Origin of the sequence: Sphingopyxis indica (genome assembly GCF_032879645.1) — a bacterium.
In the GTDB taxonomy this organism is placed as follows: Bacteria; Pseudomonadota; Alphaproteobacteria; order Sphingomonadales; family Sphingomonadaceae; genus Sphingopyxis; species Sphingopyxis indica.
In genome coordinates this window covers 3,313,251-3,336,997 of record NZ_CP076394.1, presented here as the reverse complement: position 1 = coordinate 3,336,997, position 23,747 = coordinate 3,313,251, and the positions used below count along the sequence as shown (strand labels likewise).

At 63.5% G+C, this 23,747-nt stretch carries 15 protein-coding genes and 1 tRNA gene; 8 read left to right on the top strand and 8 right to left on the bottom strand.

The genetic code is table 11. From position 1 onward, the window contains the following. Window positions 1–251 precede the first annotated feature (251 nt). The 5 genes from gltB to KNJ79_RS15535 all read right to left on the bottom strand — a co-directional run bounded on the left by gltB (window position 252) and on the right by KNJ79_RS15535 (window position 9,507). On the bottom strand, window positions 252–4,781 hold the full coding sequence (gltB, locus tag KNJ79_RS15555; RefSeq protein ID WP_317151760.1) for a glutamate synthase large subunit: 4,530 nt from the start codon (window positions 4,779–4,781) through the stop codon (window positions 252–254). Window positions 4,782–4,806: 25 nt separating this feature from the next. Beyond that, window positions 4,807–5,976, bottom strand: a complete 1,170-nt coding sequence (locus KNJ79_RS15550) for a DUF2059 domain-containing protein (RefSeq protein ID WP_317151759.1) — start codon at window positions 5,974–5,976, stop codon at window positions 4,807–4,809. A 21-nt stretch (window positions 5,977–5,997) separates the two neighbouring features. Continuing rightward, the gene (locus tag KNJ79_RS15545; protein ID WP_089217364.1) at window positions 5,998–7,440 is read right to left on the bottom strand and encodes an NAD(P)-dependent oxidoreductase; all 1,443 of its coding nucleotides are present in this window, start codon (window positions 7,438–7,440) and stop codon (window positions 5,998–6,000) included. A gap of 157 nt (window positions 7,441–7,597) precedes the next feature. Then, entirely contained in the window at window positions 7,598–8,395 is a 798-nt protein-coding gene (locus tag KNJ79_RS15540) for an undecaprenyl-diphosphate phosphatase (RefSeq protein ID WP_317151758.1), read from the bottom strand. A gap of 173 nt (window positions 8,396–8,568) precedes the next feature. Continuing rightward, window positions 8,569–9,507 carry a complex I NDUFA9 subunit family protein gene (locus KNJ79_RS15535; RefSeq protein WP_317151757.1) on the bottom strand — a complete coding sequence of 313 codons (939 nt, stop codon included), beginning with the start codon at window positions 9,505–9,507 and terminating at the stop codon, window positions 8,569–8,571. 202 nt (window positions 9,508–9,709) lie between these two features. Between KNJ79_RS15535 and KNJ79_RS15530 the strand changes: the two genes are divergently transcribed. Beyond that, a tRNA-Leu gene (locus tag KNJ79_RS15530) sits at window positions 9,710–9,796 on the top strand. 365 nt (window positions 9,797–10,161) lie between these two features. Further along, window positions 10,162–12,264, top strand: coding sequence for a DUF262 domain-containing protein (locus KNJ79_RS15525; protein WP_317151756.1), 2,103 nt, complete (start codon window positions 10,162–10,164; stop codon window positions 12,262–12,264). 144 nt (window positions 12,265–12,408) lie between these two features. Here the strand turns inward: KNJ79_RS15525 and KNJ79_RS15520 are convergent, their stop codons facing one another. Beyond that, window positions 12,409–13,461: an AAA family ATPase gene (locus tag KNJ79_RS15520; RefSeq protein WP_317151755.1), complete on the bottom strand. Its 1,053-nt coding sequence runs from the start codon at window positions 13,459–13,461 to the stop codon at window positions 12,409–12,411. On the opposite strand from KNJ79_RS15520, the gene KNJ79_RS15515 reads away from it, so the two are divergent. Then, window positions 13,436–14,842 (top strand): hypothetical protein, encoded by a 1,407-nt coding sequence (locus KNJ79_RS15515; RefSeq protein WP_317151754.1) that lies wholly within the window; start codon window positions 13,436–13,438, stop codon window positions 14,840–14,842. The genes KNJ79_RS15520 and KNJ79_RS15515 overlap by 26 nt on opposite strands. A 351-nt stretch (window positions 14,843–15,193) precedes the next feature. Here the strand turns inward: KNJ79_RS15515 and KNJ79_RS15510 are convergent, their stop codons facing one another. Next, complete coding sequence (locus tag KNJ79_RS15510; protein ID WP_317151753.1) at window positions 15,194–15,814, bottom strand: hypothetical protein; 621 nt, start codon at window positions 15,812–15,814, stop codon at window positions 15,194–15,196. On the opposite strand from KNJ79_RS15510, the gene KNJ79_RS15505 reads away from it, so the two are divergent. After that, entirely contained in the window at window positions 15,761–17,305 is a 1,545-nt protein-coding gene (locus tag KNJ79_RS15505) for a TonB-dependent receptor (protein ID WP_317151752.1), read from the top strand. The genes KNJ79_RS15510 and KNJ79_RS15505 overlap by 54 nt on opposite strands. Here KNJ79_RS15505 and KNJ79_RS15500 read toward each other — a convergent pair. After that, complete coding sequence (locus KNJ79_RS15500; protein ID WP_317151751.1) at window positions 17,302–18,531, bottom strand: histidine-type phosphatase; 1,230 nt, start codon at window positions 18,529–18,531, stop codon at window positions 17,302–17,304. The genes KNJ79_RS15505 and KNJ79_RS15500 overlap by 4 nt on opposite strands. Before the next feature lie 62 nt (window positions 18,532–18,593). Between KNJ79_RS15500 and KNJ79_RS15495 the strand changes: the two genes are divergently transcribed. From KNJ79_RS15495 to KNJ79_RS15480, 4 genes are all read left to right on the top strand, one after another. Further along, window positions 18,594–18,977, top strand: coding sequence for a PepSY domain-containing protein (locus tag KNJ79_RS15495; RefSeq protein WP_317151750.1), 384 nt, complete (start codon window positions 18,594–18,596; stop codon window positions 18,975–18,977). Beyond that, a complete protein-coding gene (locus tag KNJ79_RS15490) occupies window positions 18,977–19,642 on the top strand; it encodes a response regulator transcription factor (RefSeq protein ID WP_317151749.1) in 666 nt (221 codons plus the stop codon). Before KNJ79_RS15495 ends, KNJ79_RS15490 begins: the two co-directional genes overlap by 1 nt. After that, a complete protein-coding gene (locus tag KNJ79_RS15485; protein ID WP_317151748.1) occupies window positions 19,639–20,973 on the top strand; it encodes a sensor histidine kinase in 1,335 nt (444 codons plus the stop codon). Before KNJ79_RS15490 ends, KNJ79_RS15485 begins: the two co-directional genes overlap by 4 nt. 164 nt (window positions 20,974–21,137) lie before the next feature. Beyond that, a complete protein-coding gene (locus KNJ79_RS15480; RefSeq protein WP_317151747.1) occupies window positions 21,138–23,699 on the top strand; it encodes a TonB-dependent receptor in 2,562 nt (853 codons plus the stop codon). The last annotated feature ends 48 nt before the right edge of the window (window positions 23,700–23,747 follow it).

The window sequence follows — 23,747 nt, the reverse complement described above, 5'->3', positions numbered from 1 at the left end:
CGGGCGCGGACGCGGAGTTTTGGCGCGCGTCTTTTAACCGACCGACGCTTTCGCTGCGCTGAACGCTGCGGGCGATACGGCGAACCGCATCGCTCGCGCGACAATCGGTCCTCCCCGTCGCGCAGCGATGGGGAGGTGGCAGCCCGCAGGGCTGACGGAGGGGCCGCGAACGTAGCGAGCGCGACGCGCTCGGCCCCTCCACCGCTTCGCGGTCCCCCTCCTCATGCCTTCGGCACGGAGAGGATCCTGCACTATTCGGCCGCGACCACCTCGGGCGCTTCGGCGTCGCTCAGCGGGTGCATCAGGCGGCCGACCATCTCCTTGGGGCAAACCTGCCAGAATTCGCCCTTGCGGCGATCCCAGTCGGACAGGATTTCCTCCGACCATTTGCTGCCCGTTGCCTGCGCATGGTCGGCGATCAATTCCTTGAGCACACCTTCCCAATGCGCGCTGGCGAGGCGCTGCCACTGGATCGATTCGCCGTTGGCGCGGCGCTCGAAAGCGCCATCGACGTCGAGCACGAAGGCCATGCCGCCGGTCATGCCGGCGCCGAAGTTCGAGCCGACGGGCCCCAGGATCACCGCCGTGCCGCCGGTCATATATTCGCAGCCATTGGCGCCGCAGCCCTCGACGACGACATTGGCGCCCGAGTTGCGCACCGCGAAGCGCTCGCCCGCCTGACCCGCGGCGAGCAGCGTGCCCGCCGTCGCGCCATAGAGGACGGTGTTGCCGACGATGCTGTTGTGCTGGCTGACCAGCGGGCTCGACACGGTCGGCCGCACGATGATGCGGCCGCCCGACAGGCCCTTGCCGACATAGTCGTTCGCGTCGCCGAACACCTCCAATGTGATGCCCTGACAGAGGAAGGCGCCGAGCGATTGCCCCGCCGTGCCGCGCAGCCGGATCTCGACGTGGCGGTCGGCGAGGCCCTTCATGCCGAAGCGCTTCGTCACTTCGGCCGACAGGCGGGTGCCCACCGCGCGGTGCGTGTTGCGGACATTATAGGTCAGCTGCATCCGCTCGCCGCGTTCGAACAGCGGCTTCGCGTCGTTCAAAATCTGCGCGTCGAGGCTGTCGGGAACCGGATTGCGGAAATGCGGGCCCTTCGAGCGGCGCTGGTCGTCGGGCGCGTCGACCTTCGCGAGGATCGGGTTGAGGTCGAGGTCGTCGAGATGCTCGGCGCCGCGGCTGACCTGTCGCAGCAGCTCGGTGCGGCCGATCACCTCGTCGAGGCTGCGACACCCCAGCTTGGCGAGGATTTCGCGCACTTCCTCGGCGATGAAGGTCATCAGGTTGATCACCTTCTCGGGGCTGCCGGTGAACTTCGCGCGCAGCTTCTCGTCCTGCGTGCAGACGCCGACCGGGCAGGTGTTCGAATGGCACTGGCGCACCATGATGCAGCCCATCGCGACGAGGCTCAGCGTGCCGATGCCATATTCCTCGGCGCCGAGGATCGCGGCGATCACGATGTCGCGCCCGGTCTTGAGCCCGCCGTCGGTGCGCAGGCGGATGCGGTGCCTGAGGCCGTTCAGCGTCAGCACCTGATTGACTTCGGACAGGCCCATTTCCCACGGGGTGCCCGCATATTTGATGCTCGTCTGGGGGCTGGCGCCGGTGCCGCCGGTGTTGCCCGAGACGAGGATCACGTCGGCATGGGCTTTCGCGACGCCCGCGGCGACGGTGCCGATGCCCGCCGAGCTGACCAGCTTGACGCAGACGCGCGCCTTGGGGTTGATCTGCTTGAGGTCATAGATGAGCTGCGCCAGATCCTCGATCGAATAGATGTCGTGGTGCGGCGGCGGGCTGATCAGCATCACGCCGGGCGTCGAATGGCGCAGGCGGGCGATGAACTCGGTGACCTTGAAGCCCGGAAGCTGACCGCCCTCGCCGGGCTTGGCGCCCTGCGCAACCTTGATCTCGATCTCGTCGCACGCGCCGAGATATTCGGCGGTGACGCCGAAGCGGCCGCTCGCGATCTGCTTGATATTGCTGTTGGCATTGTCGCCATTGGCATAGGGCCGATAGCGCGAGCTGTCCTCGCCGCCTTCGCCCGACACCGCCTTGGCGCCGATGCGGTTCATCGCGATCGCCAGCGTCTCGTGCGCCTCGGGCGACAGCGCGCCGAGCGACATGCCGGGGGTGACGAAGCGCTTGCGGATTTCGGTGATCGCCTCGACGCTGTCGAGCGGCACGCCCTGCGCCGGATAGTTGAACTCCATCAGATCGCGCAGATAGACGGGCGGCAGGTCGGCGACCCCGCGCGCGAATTGCAGATAGGTCGAATAGCTGTCGGTCGCGACCGCGGTCTGAAGCAGGTGCATCAGCTGCGCCGAATAGGCGTGCGCCTCGCCGCCCGCGCGCTGGCGATAGAAGCCGCCGATGGGCAGCGTCGTGACGCGGCTGTCATAGGCGGCTTCATGCTTCTCGGTCGCGTTGATGAGGAGCGACTGATAGCCCTCGCCCGAAATCTTTGCCGGCATACCGGGAAAGAGGTCGTTGACCAGCGCGCGCGACAGGCCGACCGCCTCGAAATTATAACCGCCGCGATAGCTGGAGATCACCGCGATCCCCATCTTCGACATGATCTTCAAAAGCCCGTCGTCGATCGCCTTGCGGAAACGCTGGCGGCAATCGTCGAGCGACAGGGTGCCGAACAGCCCGCGCGCCTGACGGTCGGCGATCGTCGCCTCGGTCAGATAGGCGTGAACCGTCGTCGCGCCGACGCCGATCAGCACCGCAAAGCCGTGCGTGTCGAGCACTTCGGCCGAGCGGACGTTGACCGAGGCATAGCTGCGCAGCCCCTTGCGGACGAGATGCGTGTGAACCGCGGCGGCGGCGAGCACCATCGCGACGCCGACGCGGCCCTCGCCGATATTCTGGTCGGACAGGAACAGCTCGCTGCGCCCCGCGCGCACCGCATCCTCGGCCTCGCGGCGGATGCGCGCGATCGCGTCGCGCAGCGTCGAGGCGTCGCCGCCCACTGGAAAGGTGCAGTCGATATCGGCGACCGCATCGCCGAAATAGGCGCGCAGCCGGTCCCAATCGTCGCCGACGAGCACCGGCGAATCCATTACGAGGACGTGCTCGCTCTGCCCCTTTTCGTCGAGGATATTGGCGAGATTGGCGAAGCGCGTCTTCAGGCTCATCACATGCCGTTCGCGCAAGGAGTCGATCGGCGGGTTGGTGACCTGGCTGAAGTTCTGGCGGAAAAATTGCGCGACGTGGCGCGGCTTGTCCGAAATGACCGCGAGCGGCGTGTCGTCGCCCATCGAGCCGACGGCTTCCTTCGCATCCTCGACCATCGGGGAGAGGATGAGTTCCATATCCTCCATTGTCAGCCCCGCCGCGACCTGGCGGCGCAGCAGTTCGGCGCGGTCCCACTCGGGCAGGCTCGACTTGCCGCCCTTCGGCAGGTCGCGCATCGTGCGGAAACCCTTGACCCGCGCGGCATAGTCGTGCGCGCCGGCGATCCTGTCCTTGATCGCGCGATCTTCGTAGAGCGTGCCCTCGTCGAGGTCGACCGCGATCATCTGGCCGGGGCCGAGGCGGCCCTTCTTGCGGATGCTCGCCTCGGGCAGCACCACCATGCCGCTTTCGGAGCCGACGACGAGCAGATTGTCGGCGGTCAGCGTATAGCGCAGCGGGCGCAGCGCGTTGCGGTCCATGCCCGCGACCGCCCAGCGGCCGTCGGTCATCGCGAGCGCGGCGGGGCCGTCCCACGGCTCCATGACGCTGGCGAGATAGCTATACATCGCCGCATGCGCGGGCGGCACGTCGGGATCGTTCGCCCAGGCTTCGGGGACGAGGATCAGCTTCGCGGTCGGTGCGTCGCGCCCGGCGCGGCACAGCGTCTCGAACACCGCGTCGAGTGCGGCGGTGTCCGACGCGCCCGCCGGGATCACCGGCTTGATGTCCTCGCTATGCTCGCCGAAGGCAAGGCTCGCCATCTTGATCTCGTGGCTGCGCATCCAGTTCTTGTTGCCGCGGATCGTGTTGATCTCGCCATTGTGCGCGAGCGTGCGGAACGGCTGCGCGAGCCACCATTGCGGGAAAGTGTTGGTCGAATAGCGCTGGTGAAAGATAGCGACCCGGCTTTCGAACAGCTTGTTCGCGAGGTCGGGATAGAAATCGGCCAGGCTCTCGGCGAGGAACAATCCCTTGTAGATGATCGAGCGGCACGACAGGCTGCAGATATAGAAATCGGCGATCTGCGCCGCGATCACCTTCTTTTCGATACGGCGGCGCACCAGATAGAGCTGCTTTTCATATTCGGCGAGCGAGGATTCGCCCGGCATCGGGCCGGCGATCATGATCTGCTCGATCTCGGGGCGCGTGCGCTGCGCCTTGTCGCCGATCACCGACACGTCGACCGGCACCTGGCGCCAGCCATAGATGGTATAGCCCGCCTCGATGATCTCGGACTCGACGATCGTGCGGCACGCTTCCTGCGCGGACAAATCGGTCCGCGGCAGGAAGATCATGCCGACGGCGAGGCGGTTCGGCAGCACCTTGTGCCCCGACGCCGCGATCGCATCGTCGAAGAAGCGTTCGGGAAGGTCGACATGGATCCCCGCCCCGTCGCCGGTCTTGCCGTCGGCGTCGACCGCGCCGCGGTGCCAGACCGCGCGCAGCGCCTCGATCGCCGCCTCGACGACGCGGCGCGACGGCTTGCCGTCGGTCGCCGCGACCAGCCCGACGCCGCAGGCATCGGATTCGAGATCGGGACGATAGAGGCCCTCTTCGGCAAGGCGCCGATGCTCGGGGGTGGGATAATGGGTCATGTCTTCGTTCCTGACGGGTATCGCCCTATTCGGACGGATCGGTTTGGCCGAGGCGTTCGCGCGCGGCGGCGATCGCGGCATCCTCGGCTTCATAGGCGGCGGCCGATGCGTTCGCGGCCGCGGTTTCGAGTTCCTCGACGCGCTGGCGGTCGGCGTCGGACCAATTGTCGCGGTCGAATGCGGGGTCGCTGGCGTCTTCGGCCGCGTCCGCCGCTGCATCGGCCGCTGCTTCGGCAGCCTCGGCGGCGTCGGCCGCGGCATCGACGGCCTGGTCGTCGCTGCTCCACTCTTCGTCCGCCTCTATGGCGTCCATGGCGGTCTCGCTCCACATGTCGCGATTATCTTGCAGCGTCTTGACGTCGACCTTCATCATCTTCGCGAGCTTTTTCATCTCGGCATCGCTGAGGTCGGCGAGCGCGCGCTCCTTGGGCAGATCCTCGAAATCCTTTGAGATTTCCGGGGCGCGGTCGATGAATTTGAGCACCATCGGCGGGATCGCCTTGGCCATCGCCAGCACCACTTCGGGATCGGCCTGCGCGGCCATCCATTCTTCGGTATAGACCCGGCCGGTGGGCGTCGCGAAAAAGGCGTTGAGTTCGCCAAGCTGCTTGGCCGAGAATTTGCGCGCATAGGCCTTTGCCATGCCCTCGCGCATCGGCGGCTCGAGATCGGCGAGCGCTTCGCTGATCAGCGGCTTCACGACCCTGGTGATCTGTTCTTCGCGTTCCTTGCGGTGCGGGTCGAACAGGTCGGCGATCGCGGTCTTGGTGTCCTTGTCGAGTTCGGCGATCTTGTCGCTCTCGACCCCGGTCTTGATCGACAGCATCAGGTCGGACGAACCGTCGGCCTGATCCATGATCGTCTTGAACATCTTGCCATAGAGATTGTCCATCAGCCGCTCGAGGCTGCCCGAAGGGACGAGCGCCGCGGTCGTCTGCTCGGCGAGCGCCAGGCGCGCGGGCTCGATCGGCGGCAGGTCGTCGGTGCCGAACATCTGTTCGATCAGCGCGATGACCTCGTCCATCTCCTTCTGCATCTTCGCCTTCGCTTCGGCGATGCCGGCGTCGGCATCGAGAACGCTGTCGTCGTGCGGGTGAACGACGTCCGCATTCGGCGCCTCTTCCTGCGCGATTGCGCTGCCCAGCGGCGTCAGCGCAAAGGTGCCGGCAAGCAAGATGGATTTCCAGGTCGACATTGGTGATTCCTTCCCTGTTGGTCAGGCCGCCTTCTTTTCGCTTTTCGCCTTCGCCTTCAACCACTTTGCCATCTGTTCGCTGACGTCGCGGCCGTCGCGGATGCCCCACACGACCAGGCTCGCGCCGCGCACGATGTCGCCCGCGGCGAAGACGCCGGGCAGGCTGGTCATCATCGTCTGATGATCGACGCGCAGCGTGCCCCAGCGCGTGACGCTGAGGTCGGGCGCGCCGAACAGGTTGGGGAGCTCTTCGGGGTCGAAGCCCAGCGCCTTGATCACCATGTCGGCGGGCACGTCGAACGTGCGGCCCGGATCGCGCTCGGGGCTGCGGCGGCCGCTCGCGTCGGGCGAGCCGAGCCGCATTCCCGCGACCGCGACTTGCTTGACGCGCTTGTCGGCGGTGAAGCTCTCAGGGGCCGACAGCCACACGAATTCGACGCCTTCCTCTTCGGCGTTGGCGACCTCGCGCTGCGATCCCGGCATATTTTCGCGGTCGCGGCGATAGAGGCACTTCACCGACTTCGCGCCCTGGCGCACCGCGGTCCGCACGCAGTCCATCGCGGTATCGCCGCCGCCGATGACGACGACATGCTTGCCCTTCGCATCGAGGCGGCCGTCGTCGAATGCCGGCACGTCGTCGCCGAACCCCTTGCGGTTCGACGCGATCAGATAGTCGAGCGCGGCGACGACGCCTTCCGCTCCATTGCCCGGCACATTGATCTCGCGCGCCTTGTAAACGCCGGTCGCGATGAGCACCGCGTCGTGCCGCTGGCGCAATTCGTCGAGCGTCGCATCCTTGCCGACCTCGAAACCGAGGTGGAACTGAATGCCGCCCGCTTCGAGCCGCTCGACGCGCCGCATCACGACATCCTTCTCGAGCTTGAAGCCGGGGATGCCATAGGTGAGCAGCCCGCCCGCGCGGTCGTGCCGGTCATAGACATGCACCTCGTGCCCCATGACGCGCAGATATTCGGCGGCGGTCAGCCCGGCGGGGCCGGCACCGATGACCGCGACCGACTGGCCGGTCGCGGGGCCCGCGACCACCGGCTCGACCCAGCCCTCGGCCCAGGCGGTGTCGGTGATATATTTCTCGACGCTGCCGATCGTCACCGCGCCATGGCCCGAAAATTCGATGACGCAATTGCCTTCGCACAGGCGATCCTGCGGGCAGATGCGGCCGCAGATCTCGGGCATCGTCGAGGTCGCGTTCGACAGCTCATAGGCCTCGCGCAGCCGCCCCTCGGCGGTCAGGCGCAGCCAGTCGGGAATGTGATTGTGCAGCGGGCAATGCACCGAGCAATAGGGAACCCCGCACTGCGAACAGCGCGCCGCCTGCGCATCGGCGTCCGGCGCGGCGTAGCGCTCGGCGATCTCGCGAAAGTCGCGCGCGCGCTCTTCGGGCGAGCGCTTGTCGGGGTAGGATTGGTCGCGCCCCACAAATTGGAGCATCCGTTCGGCAGCCATGATGATTCCCTTCGTTGAAGGGGCAAATGCATGGCTGGCCGGCGGCTGTCACGGACAAAATGGCAATAAGGTCAGTATATATGACCTAAATTCGGCGCCATTTTTCTCCATTCCGTATCACACGTAATTATCTTTCATATTTAATACCGGAACGGCCCTATCGCATGGCGAGCCAGATCAGCGCCGCACCGCCGACGAGGATGCGGTACCAGGCGAAGGGCGCGAAGCCATAGCGGGTCACGATGGCGAGGAACGCCTTGATCACCGCCCAGGCGACGATGAAGGACACAAAGGCGCCGACTGCGATCAGTCCGAGGTCGTTCGAGGTGATCGCGTCGCGGTGCTTGAAGAGCTGCAGCACCGTCGCGCCGGTCAAGGTCGGCAGCGCGAGGAAGAAGCTGAATTCGGCCGCGGTCTTGCGGTCGACGCCGAGCGCCATCGCGCCCATGATCGTCGCGCCCGAGCGGCTGACGCCGGGGATCATCGCGAGGCACTGGACGATGCCGACGACGATCGACTGGCGCACCGACATCGCCGCGACGCCGCCGCTTTCCTCCGGCTTCGCAAAGCGTTCGACAAGCAATATGCCGAAACCGCCGATCACCAGCGCCCAGGCGACGACGACCGCATTTTCGAGCAGCATCTCGATATAATCGCCGAAAGCGAGCCCCAGGATCACCGCGGGGAAGAAAGCGAGCAGCAGGTTGCGAACGAAGGCGATGGCTTGCCGGTCGCCGCGGAACAGGCCGACGAACATGTCCCAGAACAGATGACGGTAAAGGACGACGATCGCGAGGATCGCGCCCGGCTGAATCGCGATGTTGAACACCGCCCATTTCGCCGCGTCATAGCCGAGCAGCTCGGTCGCGAGGATCAAATGCCCGGTCGAGGAAACGGGAAGGAATTCGGTGAGGCCCTCGACGATGCCGAGGATGATCGCGGTCAGCCAGATCATGCGCGGCGGCTCGCGGGCATCGGGACGTGGGGAAGGGGGCTCATCGGCGGGCTCCGGGTCGTCGGGTCAAAGGAAAGGCGCCCGGCGAAAGGCCGGACGCCCTTGGAAGAATGTTTAGGCGGCTCGTGTCGCCTTTTCCAGCCGGCGCGTCCACGCTGCGCCGTGGCAAAGCCTCACTGAGCCGCAGCCTGGGCGAAACGGCCGTGGCGGCGATACTGGACCAGCCATCCCTCGGCGACATCGGCGAGCGCGGTCGGCACGATGCCGAGCTGGGCGAGTCCCTCGCTGCCGCCGGCGACGATGTTCGCGACCTGCAGCATCAGCCACTGATCCCTGGTGATCGGCGCGCCGGGCAGCCAGCCGATCGCGCTAGCCAGCGCGGCGCCGACCGCGTCGGGCACTTCGACGAACAGGCGCTTGCGGCCGATCGCGGCGGCGATCCAGTGCTGGAGTGCCGTCATCGTCAATATTTCGGGGCCGCCGAGCTCGAAGGTGCGGCCAGCGGCCGACGCGTCGAGCCCCGCAACCGCCGCATCGGCGACGTCGCCGGCATAGACGGGCTGAAATTTCGCCGCGGGCGCGATCACCGGCACCACCGGCATCATCCGGATCATGGTCGCGAAGCGGTTGATGAACTTATCCTCGCGGCCGAAGACGATCGACGGCCGCAGGATGACCGCGCCCGGAAAGGCCGCGCGCACCGCGGCTTCGCCTTCGCCCTTGCTGCGGCCATAGGCCGAGGGGCTGTTCGTGTCGGCGCCGATCGCCGACAGGTGGACGAGGCGGCGGACGCCCGCATCGCGCACCGCCTCTGCGACATGTTTCGCGCCCGCGGCCTGCACCGCCTGCATATCGTCGAAGCTGCCGACGAGATTGATCACCGCATCGCTGCCGCGCACGGCGCGTGCGACGCTTGCCGGGTTGCGCACGTCGGCGGCAACGAATTGCGTCTGGCCGAGCCCGCCGAGCGGTTTCAAGAAGGTCGCCTGCCGCGGCTCGCGCTGTGCGATGCGAACGCGCGCGCCGCGCGCCAGAAGGCGCTGCACGACATAGCGGCCGATGAAGCCGCCGCCGCCCAGCACGGTGATCAATTGCCCTTCGAGGTTGCGCATAATGTCTGTCCGTAACCTGAGTCTCGTATCGCCGCCGTCCGGGCGGCCTGCGCCTCCCATGCCGCGAAGCACCGGGCGGGGCAAGGGCCAAGCCCGCCCGCGCGCCCGCAAATCCGTTCGCGCGAAAGATTTTATACGCGCCGCGGCCGCGCGCGGTTGACAAGCGGCGCCCCCCGCCGCTAAGCGCCCGCTCCTACCCCGTGCCCAGATGGCGGAATTGGTAGACGCACCAGCTTCAGGTGCTGGCGATCGCAAGGTCGTGGAGGTTCGAGTCCTCTTCTGGGCACCATTTGCTCCTCTCAGGGGAATCGACAAAATCCCGAAAAAATGTTAGTTTTCAGTGGGTTTTGTTTCAGATTGTCCGAGGGCATTTCACACGATCTCACCTCAAAACGGGCCATCATGAAGGCCAAAATGGCCCCAGATGGCCCGCTTTTGTCTACTTGGTGAGCTTGGCTCGACAGCCAGCCAGTTACTTTGTCCTGCGCATCGCTGCTTTGGAGCATCGGGGACGAGCTGCGGAGAGGTACTCGTCTCCCCAGCCAGTTGCGCAGCGAGCCTGCGTGCCGGCCTTGTCCGGATTGAGATGGTTGACCCGCTGAAACCGGTCGGCAATGTTCCTGCCCGACAGGTGACAAGGGGACTGGGGCAGCCGTGAAGCCATTTACTCGTTCAATCATTGACCTGTTCGACGGTGAGAAGCGCTACCTCATTCCGCTCTATCAGCGCCAATATGCCTGGAACGTAGAACCGCAGCTCCGACTCCTATGGGATGACATCGGACGTGCATATGATCGGGTGATTACTGATCGTGCGTCGTTGGTGCCCCACTTCATGGGGGCGATGGTCATTTCCCAGATGAAAACATTCGGGAAGGAGGTCCAGGCTTACGAAGTGATCGATGGCCAGCAGCGTCTGACCACGTTTCAGCTTCTGCTCGCCTCGCTTCGAGACGTTGCCGCAGCGAACGGATCCCGTTACGCTGCACATCTTCAGAGGTACCTCCTCAACGACGGAATCATGGAGAGGCCGCATATTGAGCGGTTCAAGGTCTGGCCGTCGCGAATGGACCGTCGAGCATTCGCTTGCGTTGTGGATGCGAAGGTCGATCTCGACGAAATCGCGCAGCCGTTCCCTGGCGAGGATGGAAATGCGCGGAAGGCTACGTTGGCCTATGAGTGGTTCCGTTCACAGATCACCGCCCATGTTGGCATCGGCGACAATTACGACGAATTCAAGATGGAGAAGCTGTTCGAAGCCATGAAGGACGGGCTCGCCGTCGTTTCTATTGAACTTGAAGGCGGCGACGATCCCCAGACCATTTTCGAGACCCTTAACAGCCGAGGCGTCGATCTCACGCCCGGTGATCTCATGCGCAACTTCATTTTCCAGCGAGCGAAGGGGCTGGGCCAAGACGCCGAAGCCTCTCTCGCTGTTGATAAGCTTTACGAGAAACACTGGCTTCCGCTTGACGGACCCCTCTGGACTCAGGGCGTTAACCGCGGCCGCCAAGGTGCCCCCAAGCTCGATTGGATGTTGACAGATCACCTTTCGATGAAAAAGGCCGACATCGTCTCGAAGGAAAATCTCTTCGACAACTACAGACGATGGATAATCGAAAGGCAGCCATTCGCTTCCGTCGAAGAGGAGCTTGAGTCGATAACCGCATCCGCGGCGGTGGAGCACAAGATTTTCCAGCAGAACAAGGCTGATCCGATTGGAAAGTTTGGCCTTTTCGCTGAGGCCTTTGATGTCAGCACCGCATTCCCCCTTGTCGTCTACCTTGCGACTGAAGCGGATGTTGGCGAAAAGCTCCCGGAAGCTTTGGCGATGTTGGAAAGCTTCATCCTGCGGCGTGACATCGTCGGTCTATCTACCAAAAGCTATAACCGTCTCTTCGTTGGTACGATTGACCGCCTCCGTGAAAGCGAAGGGTGCAAGGTTGAAGCGCTCGCGCGCTGGTTATCTACTCGTCCCAACGACACTGACCGTTGGCCAAACGACACCGAGTTTCGCCAAGGTTGGCTTGGTCGTGATCAGTACAAGAATGCCAGGCAGCCGAGGTTGCGATATATTTTCGAGCATCTAGAGCAGGCGAAACGAACTGCGCTCAGTGAAGATATAGAAATCAGGTCTGCGCTGACGATCGAACACATTATGCCTCAGCGGTGGCGGGAAAACTGGCCCGTTCCCGGCTTCGAGCACGTTGCGGACGGGGAGTTGGACACTGATCAGCTCGTAGCCGAGGTCGAGCGCGACGGCTGCATCGACAAGCTCGGTAACTTGACGCTGATCACGCAGCCGCTGAACTCATCGGTTTCGAACGGGCCGTTCGCGACCAAGATGCCTCAGATCAAAGCCTTCACGAGCCTTGCCTTGAATCGCGAACTCAATAATTTTGACCGTTGGGATGAGGAATGCGTTAAGGAGCGAGGGGCAGCCCTGTTCGAGATTGCCCGAAAGCTTTGGACGCCGCCGCAAGAGATCGGCACCGCCTTCCCTGACCTTGGACGACTGGGAGAGAACGGTAACCTCCCGCGCGAGGGAACCATCTGTCGGTTCAACTACGGCGGCAACACTTATCAGGGTATCGTTAAAGTACGAAAACTTGAGGTCGACGGCATTGACGGGGCATTCAGTTCATTCTCAGGTGCGTCGGTTGCCGTGACGCAAACTAGCCGAAACGGTTGGAACGATTGGGAATTGCAAAGCAAAGATGGCTGGGTGCTGGCTGATCTGTGGCGATCGCAGACGTAATCACGACGCCTCTGGAACGGCAGAATCTGCAAACGGGGGCCGGCAGTTGCCCGCGCCCATCCACGGACCCTGTCCAACCAGGCACGAATTCAGCCTAGCGCATCAGATATTCCACTAGGTTGTTCACCCGTCGCCGTTCCTTCGCTACACCGCTCCAATCTTGTTCAAGATGAAGTTGAAAACCGGGCGAAAGGGCTCGAAATGCACCGCATCAAGACCAGGCACTACTTCTTGAGCAAAGTGAACTTTACCGCCAACGAACCGTCGCCAGCCAGCGGGGTGCTCGGGATCAGCAGCGAAATGTGCTTCAAGTCCAGGAACATCGTGAAACAACAGTTCAATAGTAAGACTGGATTGATCGCCAAACGTTCGGCCGGTAGTTGCATTGCAGACCTGATTACGTACGCTTAGCCCTGCTGGAATAGGGAGCATGATGGCGTAACCTGGCTGGCCGTCACGTTTGCAGGCAAGGCCGTTCGAAACATCATTCTCTTCCAGACCCCCGTTGGCAATCTGCGCTGCCTTCACTTTCCCTACCGCAGCCCAATCGCCATAGGCATTGTCAAAATCGAATAGCGCAAAAAACGTTCGGCCTGGATTCCCTTGGTAGAGCTCCTCTCGGCCCATTTGCTTGCGAAGGTGACCGCAATCAAAACACTGTGCGATTTCAAAGGGTGGATTCACTCCCGGGTTGAGTTTCTTCCACGCTGTCTTGACAATTTCAGCGTCTGTCACGCCTTCAGTAAACAGGACTGAGCCTGAAGTGTTAGCGAGGAATTGTTCGATATTTAGGCCGGCCTCTGTCTCCGAAAACGTGATCAGCCCAGCCGAGAGCGAGTGGACGATGGTGGATTTGTCCTGTTGCTCGGTCGTCACTCCGCCAGCGCCCGCCGAGAACAGCCGGATGCGGTTGTCGCATTGGGCGGCCACAGTGGAAGCGCTGTGGCTGCTCAAGAGGATGTGGTTTGTGCGTGCCGCCTCAGCCGAAATTGCAGTGACCTGATTGAGAAAATCGAATTGCCACTCGGGATGCAAGAAAGCGTCGGGTTCATCCAGCAGGGTTAGACAGTTGCGGCGTTTGAATATCTCGGAGACTGCAAAGACATACACCGACTGAAATTGGCCATCGCTGAAATGGTTCAGCTCGGAAACCTCCAGACCCTCCAGCGTGATGGCGATGCCGATATCGTCCAGCATCCCGACGATGCGCAAGGCGTCGAAAGAACGGAACAGCATCTCGCTGGCATCTTCGCCCAACCGGCTCGCCAAGCTCGATCTCGACCTGGGCGAGGCAGCCGACCCGGAAGCGGCCATGGCGCGGCTGAAGGGCTATGCCGCTCATGTCCGGGTCGGTGCTGAAGTCTCCGGCAGTGCCGCGCATCAGATTGCCGTGCTGACGCTGGTAAACATCCTGTCGCGCTTCGCGCTCGGCGGCGTGACCCTGTCCGGTATGCTCGACGTACCGATGTTGGCACCTTGGCCTGGTCGGACCCTGATGGCGGCGGTCGATGCGCTGGGTGGGGCAGCTGGCGAACCGGCCGGTGATTGCCCCACCGCCATTGTTGGCACCGCCGACGACGTCGTTGACCGCGCAATCCAGCTGACCTTCGAGGGATGGCGCGGGGGCATCGTCCCTGCAGGCGCCGCCCGGCTCAATGAGGCAAAGGGGACGGCAATGTCCGCCGTTCTCGCGGCGGCGATCGGCGCGGCCGAGATCTTCGCCATGCTGCGCGAAGAGGTCGCGTCCGGCCGTCGCCCGCGCGGACTGTCGATCTGGCGGCCGGACGGTGATCAGGACTGGTTGTCGCCGGTAGGCGACGGGCCACCGCTTCTTCTTCTGCCGAACCGGCTCTGGATCCTTGGACTCGGCCATCTTGGACAGGCCTTTCTCTGGTCGCTTGCCATGTGCCCTTATGCCGATCGGGCCCAGGTGAGCCTGGTCCTTCAGGACATGGACGACATCACCGAATCGACGGCGAGTACCTCTATCTTGACTATGAAGGCGGCGCGGGGCCGCAAGACCCGCGATGTCGCCCGCACGCTGGAGGCGATGGGCTTCTCAACGGTGATCATAGAGCGGCCATTCGACGACCAGTTCAAGCGGCGGCCGGAGGATCCATCGGTGCTAATCTGCGGCGTCGACAATGCCCATGCCCGCAGCCAACTCGAAGCGCCCGGATTTCCACTCATCGTCGAGGCCGGGATCGGTCGGTCCGCGCAGGACTTCCAGGCAATCCGGCTCCACACCTTTCCGTCTCGTCGAAAAGCGGCCGCACTCTGGAATACAGAGATGGTGGACGCGACGGGGGTGGTCGCCCAAACGCAGGGATATCAGCGCCTGCGGGAGCGCGGCGTCGACGAATGCGGCCTGGCTCGGCTTGCGGGCACTGCGGTTGGCGCCCCTTTCGTCGGGACCGTGGCCGGCGTGCTGATGCTCGGTCAGATCCTGCGGCTGCTGCACGGCGACCAGGTCGATGCAGTGATTGACCTCGATCTGCGAGCACTCGATGCACGTCGCGCAGTGCCGAACGCCAATCCGCTCGCGCTCAATCCGGGGTTTCAAATTTGTGATGCCTGATTGCGCGGTCGGGGGCGCAGAGCATTAGTCCGCCCCTCCTTCGCTTCAGCTTGTAATCGGACTTGATTGACAACGGCCGGCTGATGCTCGTCTCGCGTATATGCCGGTCTGTCTGCAAACAGCCCCATTGCCGCCCTCCCCGTGCGCCTGAGCCAGCGGCAGCTTTTGGTGAATCAATCTTGGACGCTAGATGTCGGCTTTGTCGGCGATAGCTGACCTGCCAAAATAGAGAGGGAACGACAGCTATAGCCGGGTGCCTCGCCGAAACCTGCCGTTCTCCAAACGGCCAATCGCAGCGGCTCGGTGGTCCTTGCTCGGAGGTAAAGCGATTTGCTGACATTTCGCTGACGGTCACCGCCGCTCTCTCGTCAGGGCGGGTCGTGGATAGCGTTCATCGAGCAGACCTTGCTGCTGCTCGGAGAGGGGCGCGCCACGGTGACAATCGGACTTCGTATTGCTTTGCTTTTTGGTGCGGGTCTTTGCGCGATGACACCTGCCGCCGCTCAGGACGCCGAACGCCGAACGGAGTTCGAGGCGGTCTTTTTTCGCGATACGCAACCGGCCAACGCTTATGAGATGCTTTTGTTGTTGCCGGGCTTTGCGCTGGTTGAAGGCGATAGCGAAGTCCGGGGCTATTCGGGGGCCGCCGGGAACGTCCTGATCGACGGAGAGCGCCCTGCAGGAAAGACGGTTTCGCTCGAAGCGATGCTGAAGCGGATACCTGCTGCGCGGGTTGCGAAGATCGAGCTGATACACGCCGGCTCTTCGCACTACGACATGCAGGGCTATGCGCTGCTTGCGAATATCATTCTTACCAAAACCGGCGGTGTCAGCGGCCGGATCGAAGCCGAACAGGCGCTCTATCGCCACGGGCGAAGCGCGCCGCGCCTGGCAGCGCAGGCGAGCATCGGGAACGAAATGCGAGGCCTCGACCTGTTCGGCACCGTCTATCGCGAGATCGACGATGAACATGGATTCGGCGTCCGGCACCGATATGCGGCGGACGGCACAGCGATGCGATTGGCCGGCTATGCCCAGCCCGAAGGCGCCGACGTCGTGCAGTCGACGGTCGCCTATCGGCAACCGGTGTGGGGTGGATCGCTACAGCTGAACGGCCTTGTCCAAGACAAGCGCAAGTTCGCCGATATCGACTATGCGATCTATTATCCCGCGGTCGAGGCGGTCGTCGGCAGCGAGCGCAAGCATGTGCGGACCCATGAAGGGGGGCTGCGCTATGAGCATGCCCTCGGACCCGAAACGGGCCTTGAGATCGTCGGAAGCTATCGGTCCGAAGCAAACATCGGCGTCGATCGCGAAATGACGCCGTCGGAGAGCAGCCTATCCGAGGAGCGGGAGACGGCCCGCGAAATCATCTTCCGCGCCGCGCTGCGTGGCCAGCGTGGGCGCTCGACGATCGACTTGGGTGCGGAGGGCGCGATCAACAGTCTCGATGGCCGAAACGGCCTGACCGAAGACGGCATCGAGGTTCCGCTCCCGAACGCCGCCATCAAGGTCGCCGAGCGCCGTGCCGAATTTTTCGCGACGTTGAGCCGGCCGCTCGCTGCGCGGACCAGTGCCCAGTTCGGCATTCGCTACGAAGTGTCCCGGCTGACCCAGACCGGCGACACCGATCGCGTCAAATCGCTCGCCTTTTTGAAGCCGCGCATTCGTCTGAGCTGGACGCCGACGGCCACCGAGACCTTGCGCCTTCTGGTCGAGCGCGAGGTTGGCCAGCTCGATTTCGGGGATTTCGTCGGCGCGGCCTCGCTTACCAGCGGGACGATAAGCGCCGGCAACGCCGATCTTGAACCCGACAGCTTGTGGCGGCTCGAACTGAGTTGGGAGCGCCGCTTCGGTAGCGGCTCACTGACGGCGGTGGTGCGCCGGGAATGGATATCCGATCTCGTCGACCAGTTGCCGCTTGTGGCGAATGGCGTGGTCTATGATGCGGTGGGCAATATCGGGGCGGCATGCCGCCTCGAATTCGAAGCCTCGCTGAAATTCCCGCTCGAGCGCCTCGGGGCCCGCGGTGTCGTCGTTACCGCCGATATGTTGGCGCGGCGAAGCCGGGCCAGGGATCCATCGACAGGCGAAGCGCGCCGTATCTCCGACGATGCGCCCTTCGAAGGTCGCGTGTCGTTTGCGCACGATATTACGAAATGGAAGCTGCGCTGGGGCGGGAGCTATTCCTTCGCCCGGAGCGAAACCCGTTTCAAGGTCGACGAAATCGAGACCGAGCGCCTGGGCGGGCGGCTCGACCTGTTCGCCGAATATCGCCCCGACCAGCGTTGGACCTTTCGTTTGTTCGGCAAGAATTTGACCGACAGCGCGGCGACGCGGGCGCGCAACATCTATGACGGCGTTCGGGGGCGGAATCCCTTGCGCTTCCGTGAGCTCCGTCTGTTGCGCAGCGGCCGCTATGTCGGGCTGACGATCGAGCGGAGCTTCGGGGCAACGGGTTAGCCCCGCGGCGCTGCCAGCCGCACGAAATCGCTCCAGGCGCAGGCCTTTGCATCGGCCGAATTGCCGCACCCCGGAATAGGAAGATATTCGCGGAACAGCCGGTCGACCGGTTTCAGGGGTTCGAGCTGTCGCAGCTGATCCATGGTCTGCGCGCGATAAAAGGCGCGGACAAAGCGTTGCCCCGCGGCGTCGCTGACGAGTTCGAAACCGAGTGCGCTACCGGGGGGAACTTCGTCGGCCGGATAGCTCGGCACCTGCCAGTGAAGATCGAAGAAGCCGGCAAGGTCAGCGACATTGGTGTCGTGTCCCGCAAGCAGCGTCAGGCGAGCGGGCTGATTATCGCCGAGCGCCGCAAGTATTTCCTTCGCGATCGGAGCGGCGGCCGTCGCGGCGATATAGCCCGGACGGTTGGAATAGCGGAATTTGAGCGGGTGGAAGCGGAGCAATTGTTCGATTTCTTCCCGGGTCACGCGACCCCAGCCGACCTCTTTCATCGGCTTGCCTTCGAGATATTCCATCAACAGTGTCTGGCTGGCGGTCGATGCCGCGTCGAGCGGCCCCTCAAGATCGGGACGATCGTGCGGCTGTGCGACGAGCCGGCTCGGTTCGGTCAAGAGGGGGCAGGCGGGCTCGGGACAATCCAGCACCTTGGCAAGCAGCTTCAGTTCGCCGCCATAGCGCCGGGTTTCGGTCGCCAGTCCCCCCGTAGGGGCTTGCGCGAGCGCCGCGGCGAGCGCCCGCTCTCCGTCGAAGGACGCGATGTCGCTTGAGAAGCCATGAAAAAGGGCGTCGTCGTGTGATGCGGACGGATGCGAGATGTCGACCGCGCAGCCGGGCATGAATCCCTCCAACCAACTCTGTGCAGTGTCGATAGTGCGTTGCTTGTAGCTCGCCTTGATCCGGATCGTGCCCGAAACAGGGCATTCGCCCGGAAACAGCCCGCGCGCTTTGAACCACGCACGATCATTTTCGCCGAGCAGCGTGGCGCCGGCCGCGCCGCGCTGCGTGAGTTCGCCGAAATCGACCGGCCAGGCTGGCCACTGCTCCGCCGAGTAGCCGGGCGGAACCACCACGGCCTTGGTCGGAGGGCGGATGCCGTGGCGCATCAGCATGACGACCCGCTCGAGCTTGAGCGAATCCGTCGTGGAGGCGGCGGCCTGACTTGCAGGCGCTGGAGCGGCGCAAGCCGCCAGCAACAGCGTCGACGAAAGCAGCGCGATCTTCACCGAATCCCTCCCGATGGAATATTAATGTCGACACAGCGTAAAACGAAATATACATTCTATCAATGTCAATTGTGCAAAAGGCGATCTCCCGCTCGCGTGTCAGCGCGGTGTCAGCGCGGCTGTGGCAGGTGGAGGAGATGAAGATTGTTTTCCTTGCGGCCCTCGCCGCCGTCGCTCTCGCGCTCCCGGCCATCACGCTGGCGGGGGATGACAAAGCCGATCAGCGGGCTGCGAGCGCGGCGCTCGCGCGCGGAGAGATTCTGCCCATCGGGCGGGTCCTCGCCATCGCGACCGGGCGGGTGGCGGGCGACGTGCTCAAGGTGAAACTGGAGCGCGAATCCTTCGGGTTCAAATATGAGGTCAAAATCCTCACGGGCAGCGGCCGGGTGCGCGAAGTGGAAGTCGACGCCCGGACCGGCCGAATCATGAAGATCGAGGAGGATTGATGCGCGCGCTGGTGGTCGAAGACGATCCGGTCGTTGCCTCGGAACTGGTGCGCGGCATGAACGCGGCCGGCTTCGTGGTCGATCTGGCTGGGGACGGGCAGCAAGCCTGGTTCAACGGCGATGTCGAAGACTATGACGTGGCTATCGTCGATCTGGGGCTTCCGCGGCTCGATGGCCTGTCGGTCGTCAAGCGCTGGCGGGAGGCCGGGAGGAGCTTTCCGGTGCTGATCCTGTCGGCGCGCGGCCAGTGGACTGATAAGGTCGCCGGGATCGAGATCGGTGCCGACGATTATATGACCAAGCCCTGGGCAATGGCGGAGCTGGTTGCGCGTGTGCGCGGGCTGATCCGTCGGTCTGCGGGGCGGGTGAGCCCGACGCTTGAAGCCGGAGGGCTGCGCATCGACACGCTGCGTATGAGCGCGACGCTCGACGGCATACCGGTCAAATTGTCTCCGCTGGAATATAGGTTGCTCGACTATCTTGCGCATCATGTCGGGCGCGCCGTGCCCGCGACGGAATTGTCCGACCATCTCTACGGGGATGCGGACAGCGAAAATGCCAATGCGATCGAGGCCCTGATTGCGCGGCTCAGACGCAAGCTCGGTGCCGAGACGATCGAGACCCGCCGCGGCTTCGGATATCTGCTGGCGGCGGGCGGCACGTGAGCCGTTCGCTCCGGCTGCGCTTGATTGCGGGAGCCGGGGCCGCCATCGGCGTCGCCCTGGTGGTGGCGTGGTTCGCCATGACCTGGCTCTTCAATGCGCATGTCGAACGGCGCGTCGAGGACGACCTGCTCGTCCAGATGCGTCCGCTTCTCGCCGATCTGCGACTGTCGCAAGGCGCGCCGTCCGTCGGCGCCGAACCCGCCGATCCCCGCTTTGCCGTGCCTGCGGGCGGCCTTTATTGGCAATTGTCGACATCAGCCGGGACGGCCCGCTCGGTCTCGCTCTGGGATAGCCGTCTGCCCGGCGCTCATGCTCCTCCGTCGGACGAATGGCGCATTCGAAAGGCTCGGGGGCCTTTCGACCAGCGGTTGCTGCTTGTCGAACGCACGATCCGTCTGCAGCCGCGCGATCCCGTGGTCCTCGTCCAGCTCGGATACGACCTTGCCGCGCTGGTCCCCGCGCAGCGCGAATTCGCTCGCGAAATGGGCTTCTTCCTCGCTCTTCTATGGGGCGTCCTTGCATTGGCCGCATGGGTGCAAGTGGGCCTGGGGCTTCAACCGCTCCGGCGCGTCGAGCACGATGTCGAGCGACTGCGACGCGACGCTACCGCGCGCCTGTCCGGGCGATATCCGCGCGAACTCGCGCCGCTGATCGAATCGATCGACGCTCTCGCGGATGCGCGCGAGGCCGATGTCGCGCGGGCGCGGCGCCGGGCCGCGGATCTCGCCCATGGCCTGAAGACCCCCCTTTCCGCGCTCGCGGCGCAGAGCGCGCGCGTCCGCGTCGGAGGCTCGCCGTCGATAGCCGACGGGCTCGATTCTTCGATTGCAGCCATGCGGGCGGCGATTGACGGAGAATTGGCGCGAACGCGGATAAGTCTCGTTCACGATGGTCGAAGCACGCGGGCGCTCCCGCTCGTCGAGCGGCTTGTGGCGGTGATCGAACAGACCGAGGCCGGCGAGCGGATTGCTTTTTCCCTTTCCTTCGACGACGAGCTGACCCTGCCGTTGGCAAGCGACGATGCAGCCGAACTCATCGGACCGCTTCTTGAAAATGCGGCGCGCCATGCGCGTCGTCTCGTTCAGATTCGGGTCGAAGATCAGAACGGCCAGCGGACGCTGGCCATCGGCGATGACGGACCGGGTCTCCACACGGCGCAGCGCGATGAAGCGGTGTTGCGCGGGGCGCGGCTCGATTCGGCCGGCGAGGGCCATGGACTCGGGCTTGCCATTGCCCGCGAACTGGCCGAAGCGACCGGCGGCCGGCTCGCGCTTGTCCGCTCTTCGCTCGGTGGCCTCGAAGTCCGTGTGAGCTGGCTGCTTTCGACCTGATCCCGTCTGGGTGTCTCGTCAGACTCCTGCCAGAGTGGCTCAGAAAACCGGCGAATTCGACGATTCAGTGCAAGAGATATTCTATTTAGCTTGCAATATGGAATAATTGTGTCATTATCTCTCGTGATTGAGCGCGATAGAGAATCGCGCCGGGGAGGAGAGGCATGAATATGACACGGTCGTTCGCGCGGGGACTTTTGCTCACAACCTGTCTGGCGCTGCCGGGGGCGAGCGCTTGGGCGCAGGCTTCGCAGCCATCCGATTCGCCGGACGCCGCGGTGCAGGACCAGACGATCGTGGTCAGCGGCCGACGCGCCGCCGATCGCGCGGCGTTGGAGTCGAAGCGCGATTCCGATGCGCAGGTCGACCAGATCCGTGCCGACGATGTCGGTAGGCTGCCCGATCAGAATGTGGCCGAGACCCTGCGCCGGCTTCCGGGTCTTAGCGTTGCCAATGATCAGGGCGAGGGGCGCTATCTGACCGTCCGCGGCGTGTCACCCGACCTTCTCAACGTGACGCTCAACGGCCAGACGGCGGCCGCACCCGAGCCGGACTCGCGGCAGGTCAAGCTCGACGACATTCCGTCGGCCCTGATCGGCGCGGTCACGGTGTCGAAGACGGTGACCCCCGACATGGACGCCAATGCGATCGCCGGGGCCGCCAACATCGAAACGGTGACGGCATTCGATCGCAAGGGCACCTTCGGCAGCGTGCGTGGGGCGATTGGGAAATATGATCTCAACGGAAAGCATCCCTATGAAATGGATGCATCGCTCGGGACCAAGTTTGGGGCGTACGACCAGTTCGGCATCGTGCTGGCGTTCAACTATTCGAACCGCGAATTCGAGGCGCAGAACGTGCAGTCGGGCGGCCATTGGGAAGAGGTGAACGGGGAATTCGTTCCGCTCGAACAGACTGTTCGCGACTATCATACGCGGCGCCAACGCTATGGCGCCGTTGCCAATTTCGATTGGCGCCCGACCGACGAAGCGAAAATCTTCGCGCGCTTTCTCTACTCGAAATACAAGGATCGGGAGAGCCGCCCCGGCTTCACTATCGAACTCGACGAAGACGAGATCACCAACCAGACGGCCACGAGCGGCGATTTCGCCGAAGCCGAGACCGAGCGCGCGCTTCGCTCGCGCGAAGAGGATTCGGATACGCTGACCGCATCCTTTGGTGGCGAGTTCGATCTGGGACCGAACTGGCTGAGCGTGGAGGGTAGTTATACGCGCGCCAACAAGCGCGATCCGCATCGCGACGAAATCTCCTTCACTGGCGAAGGTCTCACCGGATCCTATGACCTGTCCGAAAGCATGCCGGTGTTCCACGCCGATGCCAGTGCTTTCGACCCGACGGGTTATGAGTTCGACGAGACGAGCTATGAGCATCGGCGCGCGCGCGAGGATCTTTATCAGGCACGCGCGGATTTTCGCACGCCGATCGCGATCGGCGACGACTCCTCGATCAAGATCGGCGTCAAATATACCAAGCGTCGCAAGACGAACGACGCCGACGCGGTGGTCTATGACGGCTATGATGGCGATTTCACCATGGACGAAGTCGAAGGCGTGCCGATTAGCAGCGTATTCGACGGGCGCTATCCTTTTGGTCCGACGATCGATCGGCCCAGCGCCGATGCCTTTTTTGCATCCAATTTCGACAATTTCGAACTCGATGAAGAAGGAACCGTCGGGGACAGCCTGGCTGGAGACTATCTCATCCGCGAAAAGATTTTTGCGGCCTATGCGATGGCGACACTGAAGGCCGGCGACTTCACCGCCATTCCCGGCGTTCGCATGGAAAAGACCAAGAGCGACTATGCGGCGAAGTCCGTACTCGATTCCTCGACCGTAGCCGACCTCGACAAGGACTATGACAGCTTCGGCTCGCAAAATTACACCGACTGGTTTCCGGGACTGAACCTGCGTTGGGATGCGAGCCGTTCGCTCGTGCTTCGCGCGGCGGTCACGCGCGCGATCGGCCGCCCGAACTACGAGCAGCTTGCGCCAACAACGATCGTCAACACGGGCGACAATGAAGTCGATAGCGGCAATCCCGACCTGCAGCCGCTTACGTCAACGAACTATGACGTCGCTGCCGAATATTACATCGGGAGCAAGGGGATCATCAGCATTGCCGGCTTCTACAAGACGATATCGAATCCGATCTATTCGGCAACGACGGTCCAGACCGGAACCTTCGCCGGACAGGCGCTGGTCGATGCGCAGGTTACCCAGCCAGTCAATGCCGACAGTGCGTTCGTCAAGGGGCTTGAACTCAACGCACAGACCGAGCTCAGCTTCCTGCCTTCGCCGCTCGACGGATTCAGCATTGGCGGCAGCATCACCTTCGTCAAATCGCGCGCGAAGGGCATCCCCGGGCGCGATGGCGAACGCCTGCCGCTGGCCAATCAGTCGAACCGGGTCGCTTCGGCCTATCTTTCGTACGAGAAATATGGCCTGTCGGCGCGTATCGCCTACACTTATCGTTCGGCCTATCTGCTCGAGCCCGGCGATGACACCAATAGCGATCTTTATGTCGGCGCGTTCAACCAGTGGGATGCGCGGATCGGCTATGATGTCGTGAAGAACCTGACGATCTTCCTCGAAGGGTCCAATCTCAACGACGAGCCCTATCGCGCCTATCAGGGGATTCCTTCGCGCATAGACGAGGTCGAACGCTACGGATATTCGGTCAAGACCGGCATCCAGTTCAAATTCTGACGGACTCGAAGCCGAAATCAAAGGGCCGGGGTTTCCCCGGCCCTTTTG

What these genes read in the sequence shown, in the direction of transcription:
- KNJ79_RS15545 (WP_089217364.1), bottom strand. Translation starts at nt 7,440, where the DNA reads ATGGCTGCCGAACGGATGCTCCAATTTGTGGGGCGCGACCAATCCTAC.
- KNJ79_RS15550 (WP_317151759.1), bottom strand. Translation starts at nt 5,976, where the DNA reads ATGTCGACCTGGAAATCCATCTTGCTTGCCGGCACCTTTGCGCTGACG.
- gltB (WP_317151760.1), bottom strand. Translation starts at nt 4,781, where the DNA reads ATGACCCATTATCCCACCCCCGAGCATCGGCGCCTTGCCGAAGAGGGC.
- KNJ79_RS15510 (WP_317151753.1), bottom strand. Translation starts at nt 15,814, where the DNA reads ATGTTCATCGTCGATCTCGCGATAGACGGTGCCGAACAGGTCGAGGCC.
- KNJ79_RS15480 (WP_317151747.1), top strand. Translation starts at nt 21,138, where the DNA reads ATGAATATGACACGGTCGTTCGCGCGGGGACTTTTGCTCACAACCTGT.
- KNJ79_RS15540 (WP_317151758.1), bottom strand. Translation starts at nt 8,395, where the DNA reads ATGATCTGGCTGACCGCGATCATCCTCGGCATCGTCGAGGGCCTCACC.
- KNJ79_RS15505 (WP_317151752.1), top strand. Translation starts at nt 15,761, where the DNA reads ATGCGAGGCCTCGACCTGTTCGGCACCGTCTATCGCGAGATCGACGAT.
- KNJ79_RS15520 (WP_317151755.1), bottom strand. Translation starts at nt 13,461, where the DNA reads ATGCTGGACGATATCGGCATCGCCATCACGCTGGAGGGTCTGGAGGTT.
- KNJ79_RS15535 (WP_317151757.1), bottom strand. Translation starts at nt 9,507, where the DNA reads ATGCGCAACCTCGAAGGGCAATTGATCACCGTGCTGGGCGGCGGCGGC.
- KNJ79_RS15495 (WP_317151750.1), top strand. Translation starts at nt 18,594, where the DNA reads ATGTCAATTGTGCAAAAGGCGATCTCCCGCTCGCGTGTCAGCGCGGTG.
- KNJ79_RS15490 (WP_317151749.1), top strand. Translation starts at nt 18,977, where the DNA reads ATGCGCGCGCTGGTGGTCGAAGACGATCCGGTCGTTGCCTCGGAACTG.
- KNJ79_RS15515 (WP_317151754.1), top strand. Translation starts at nt 13,436, where the DNA reads ATGGCGATGCCGATATCGTCCAGCATCCCGACGATGCGCAAGGCGTCG.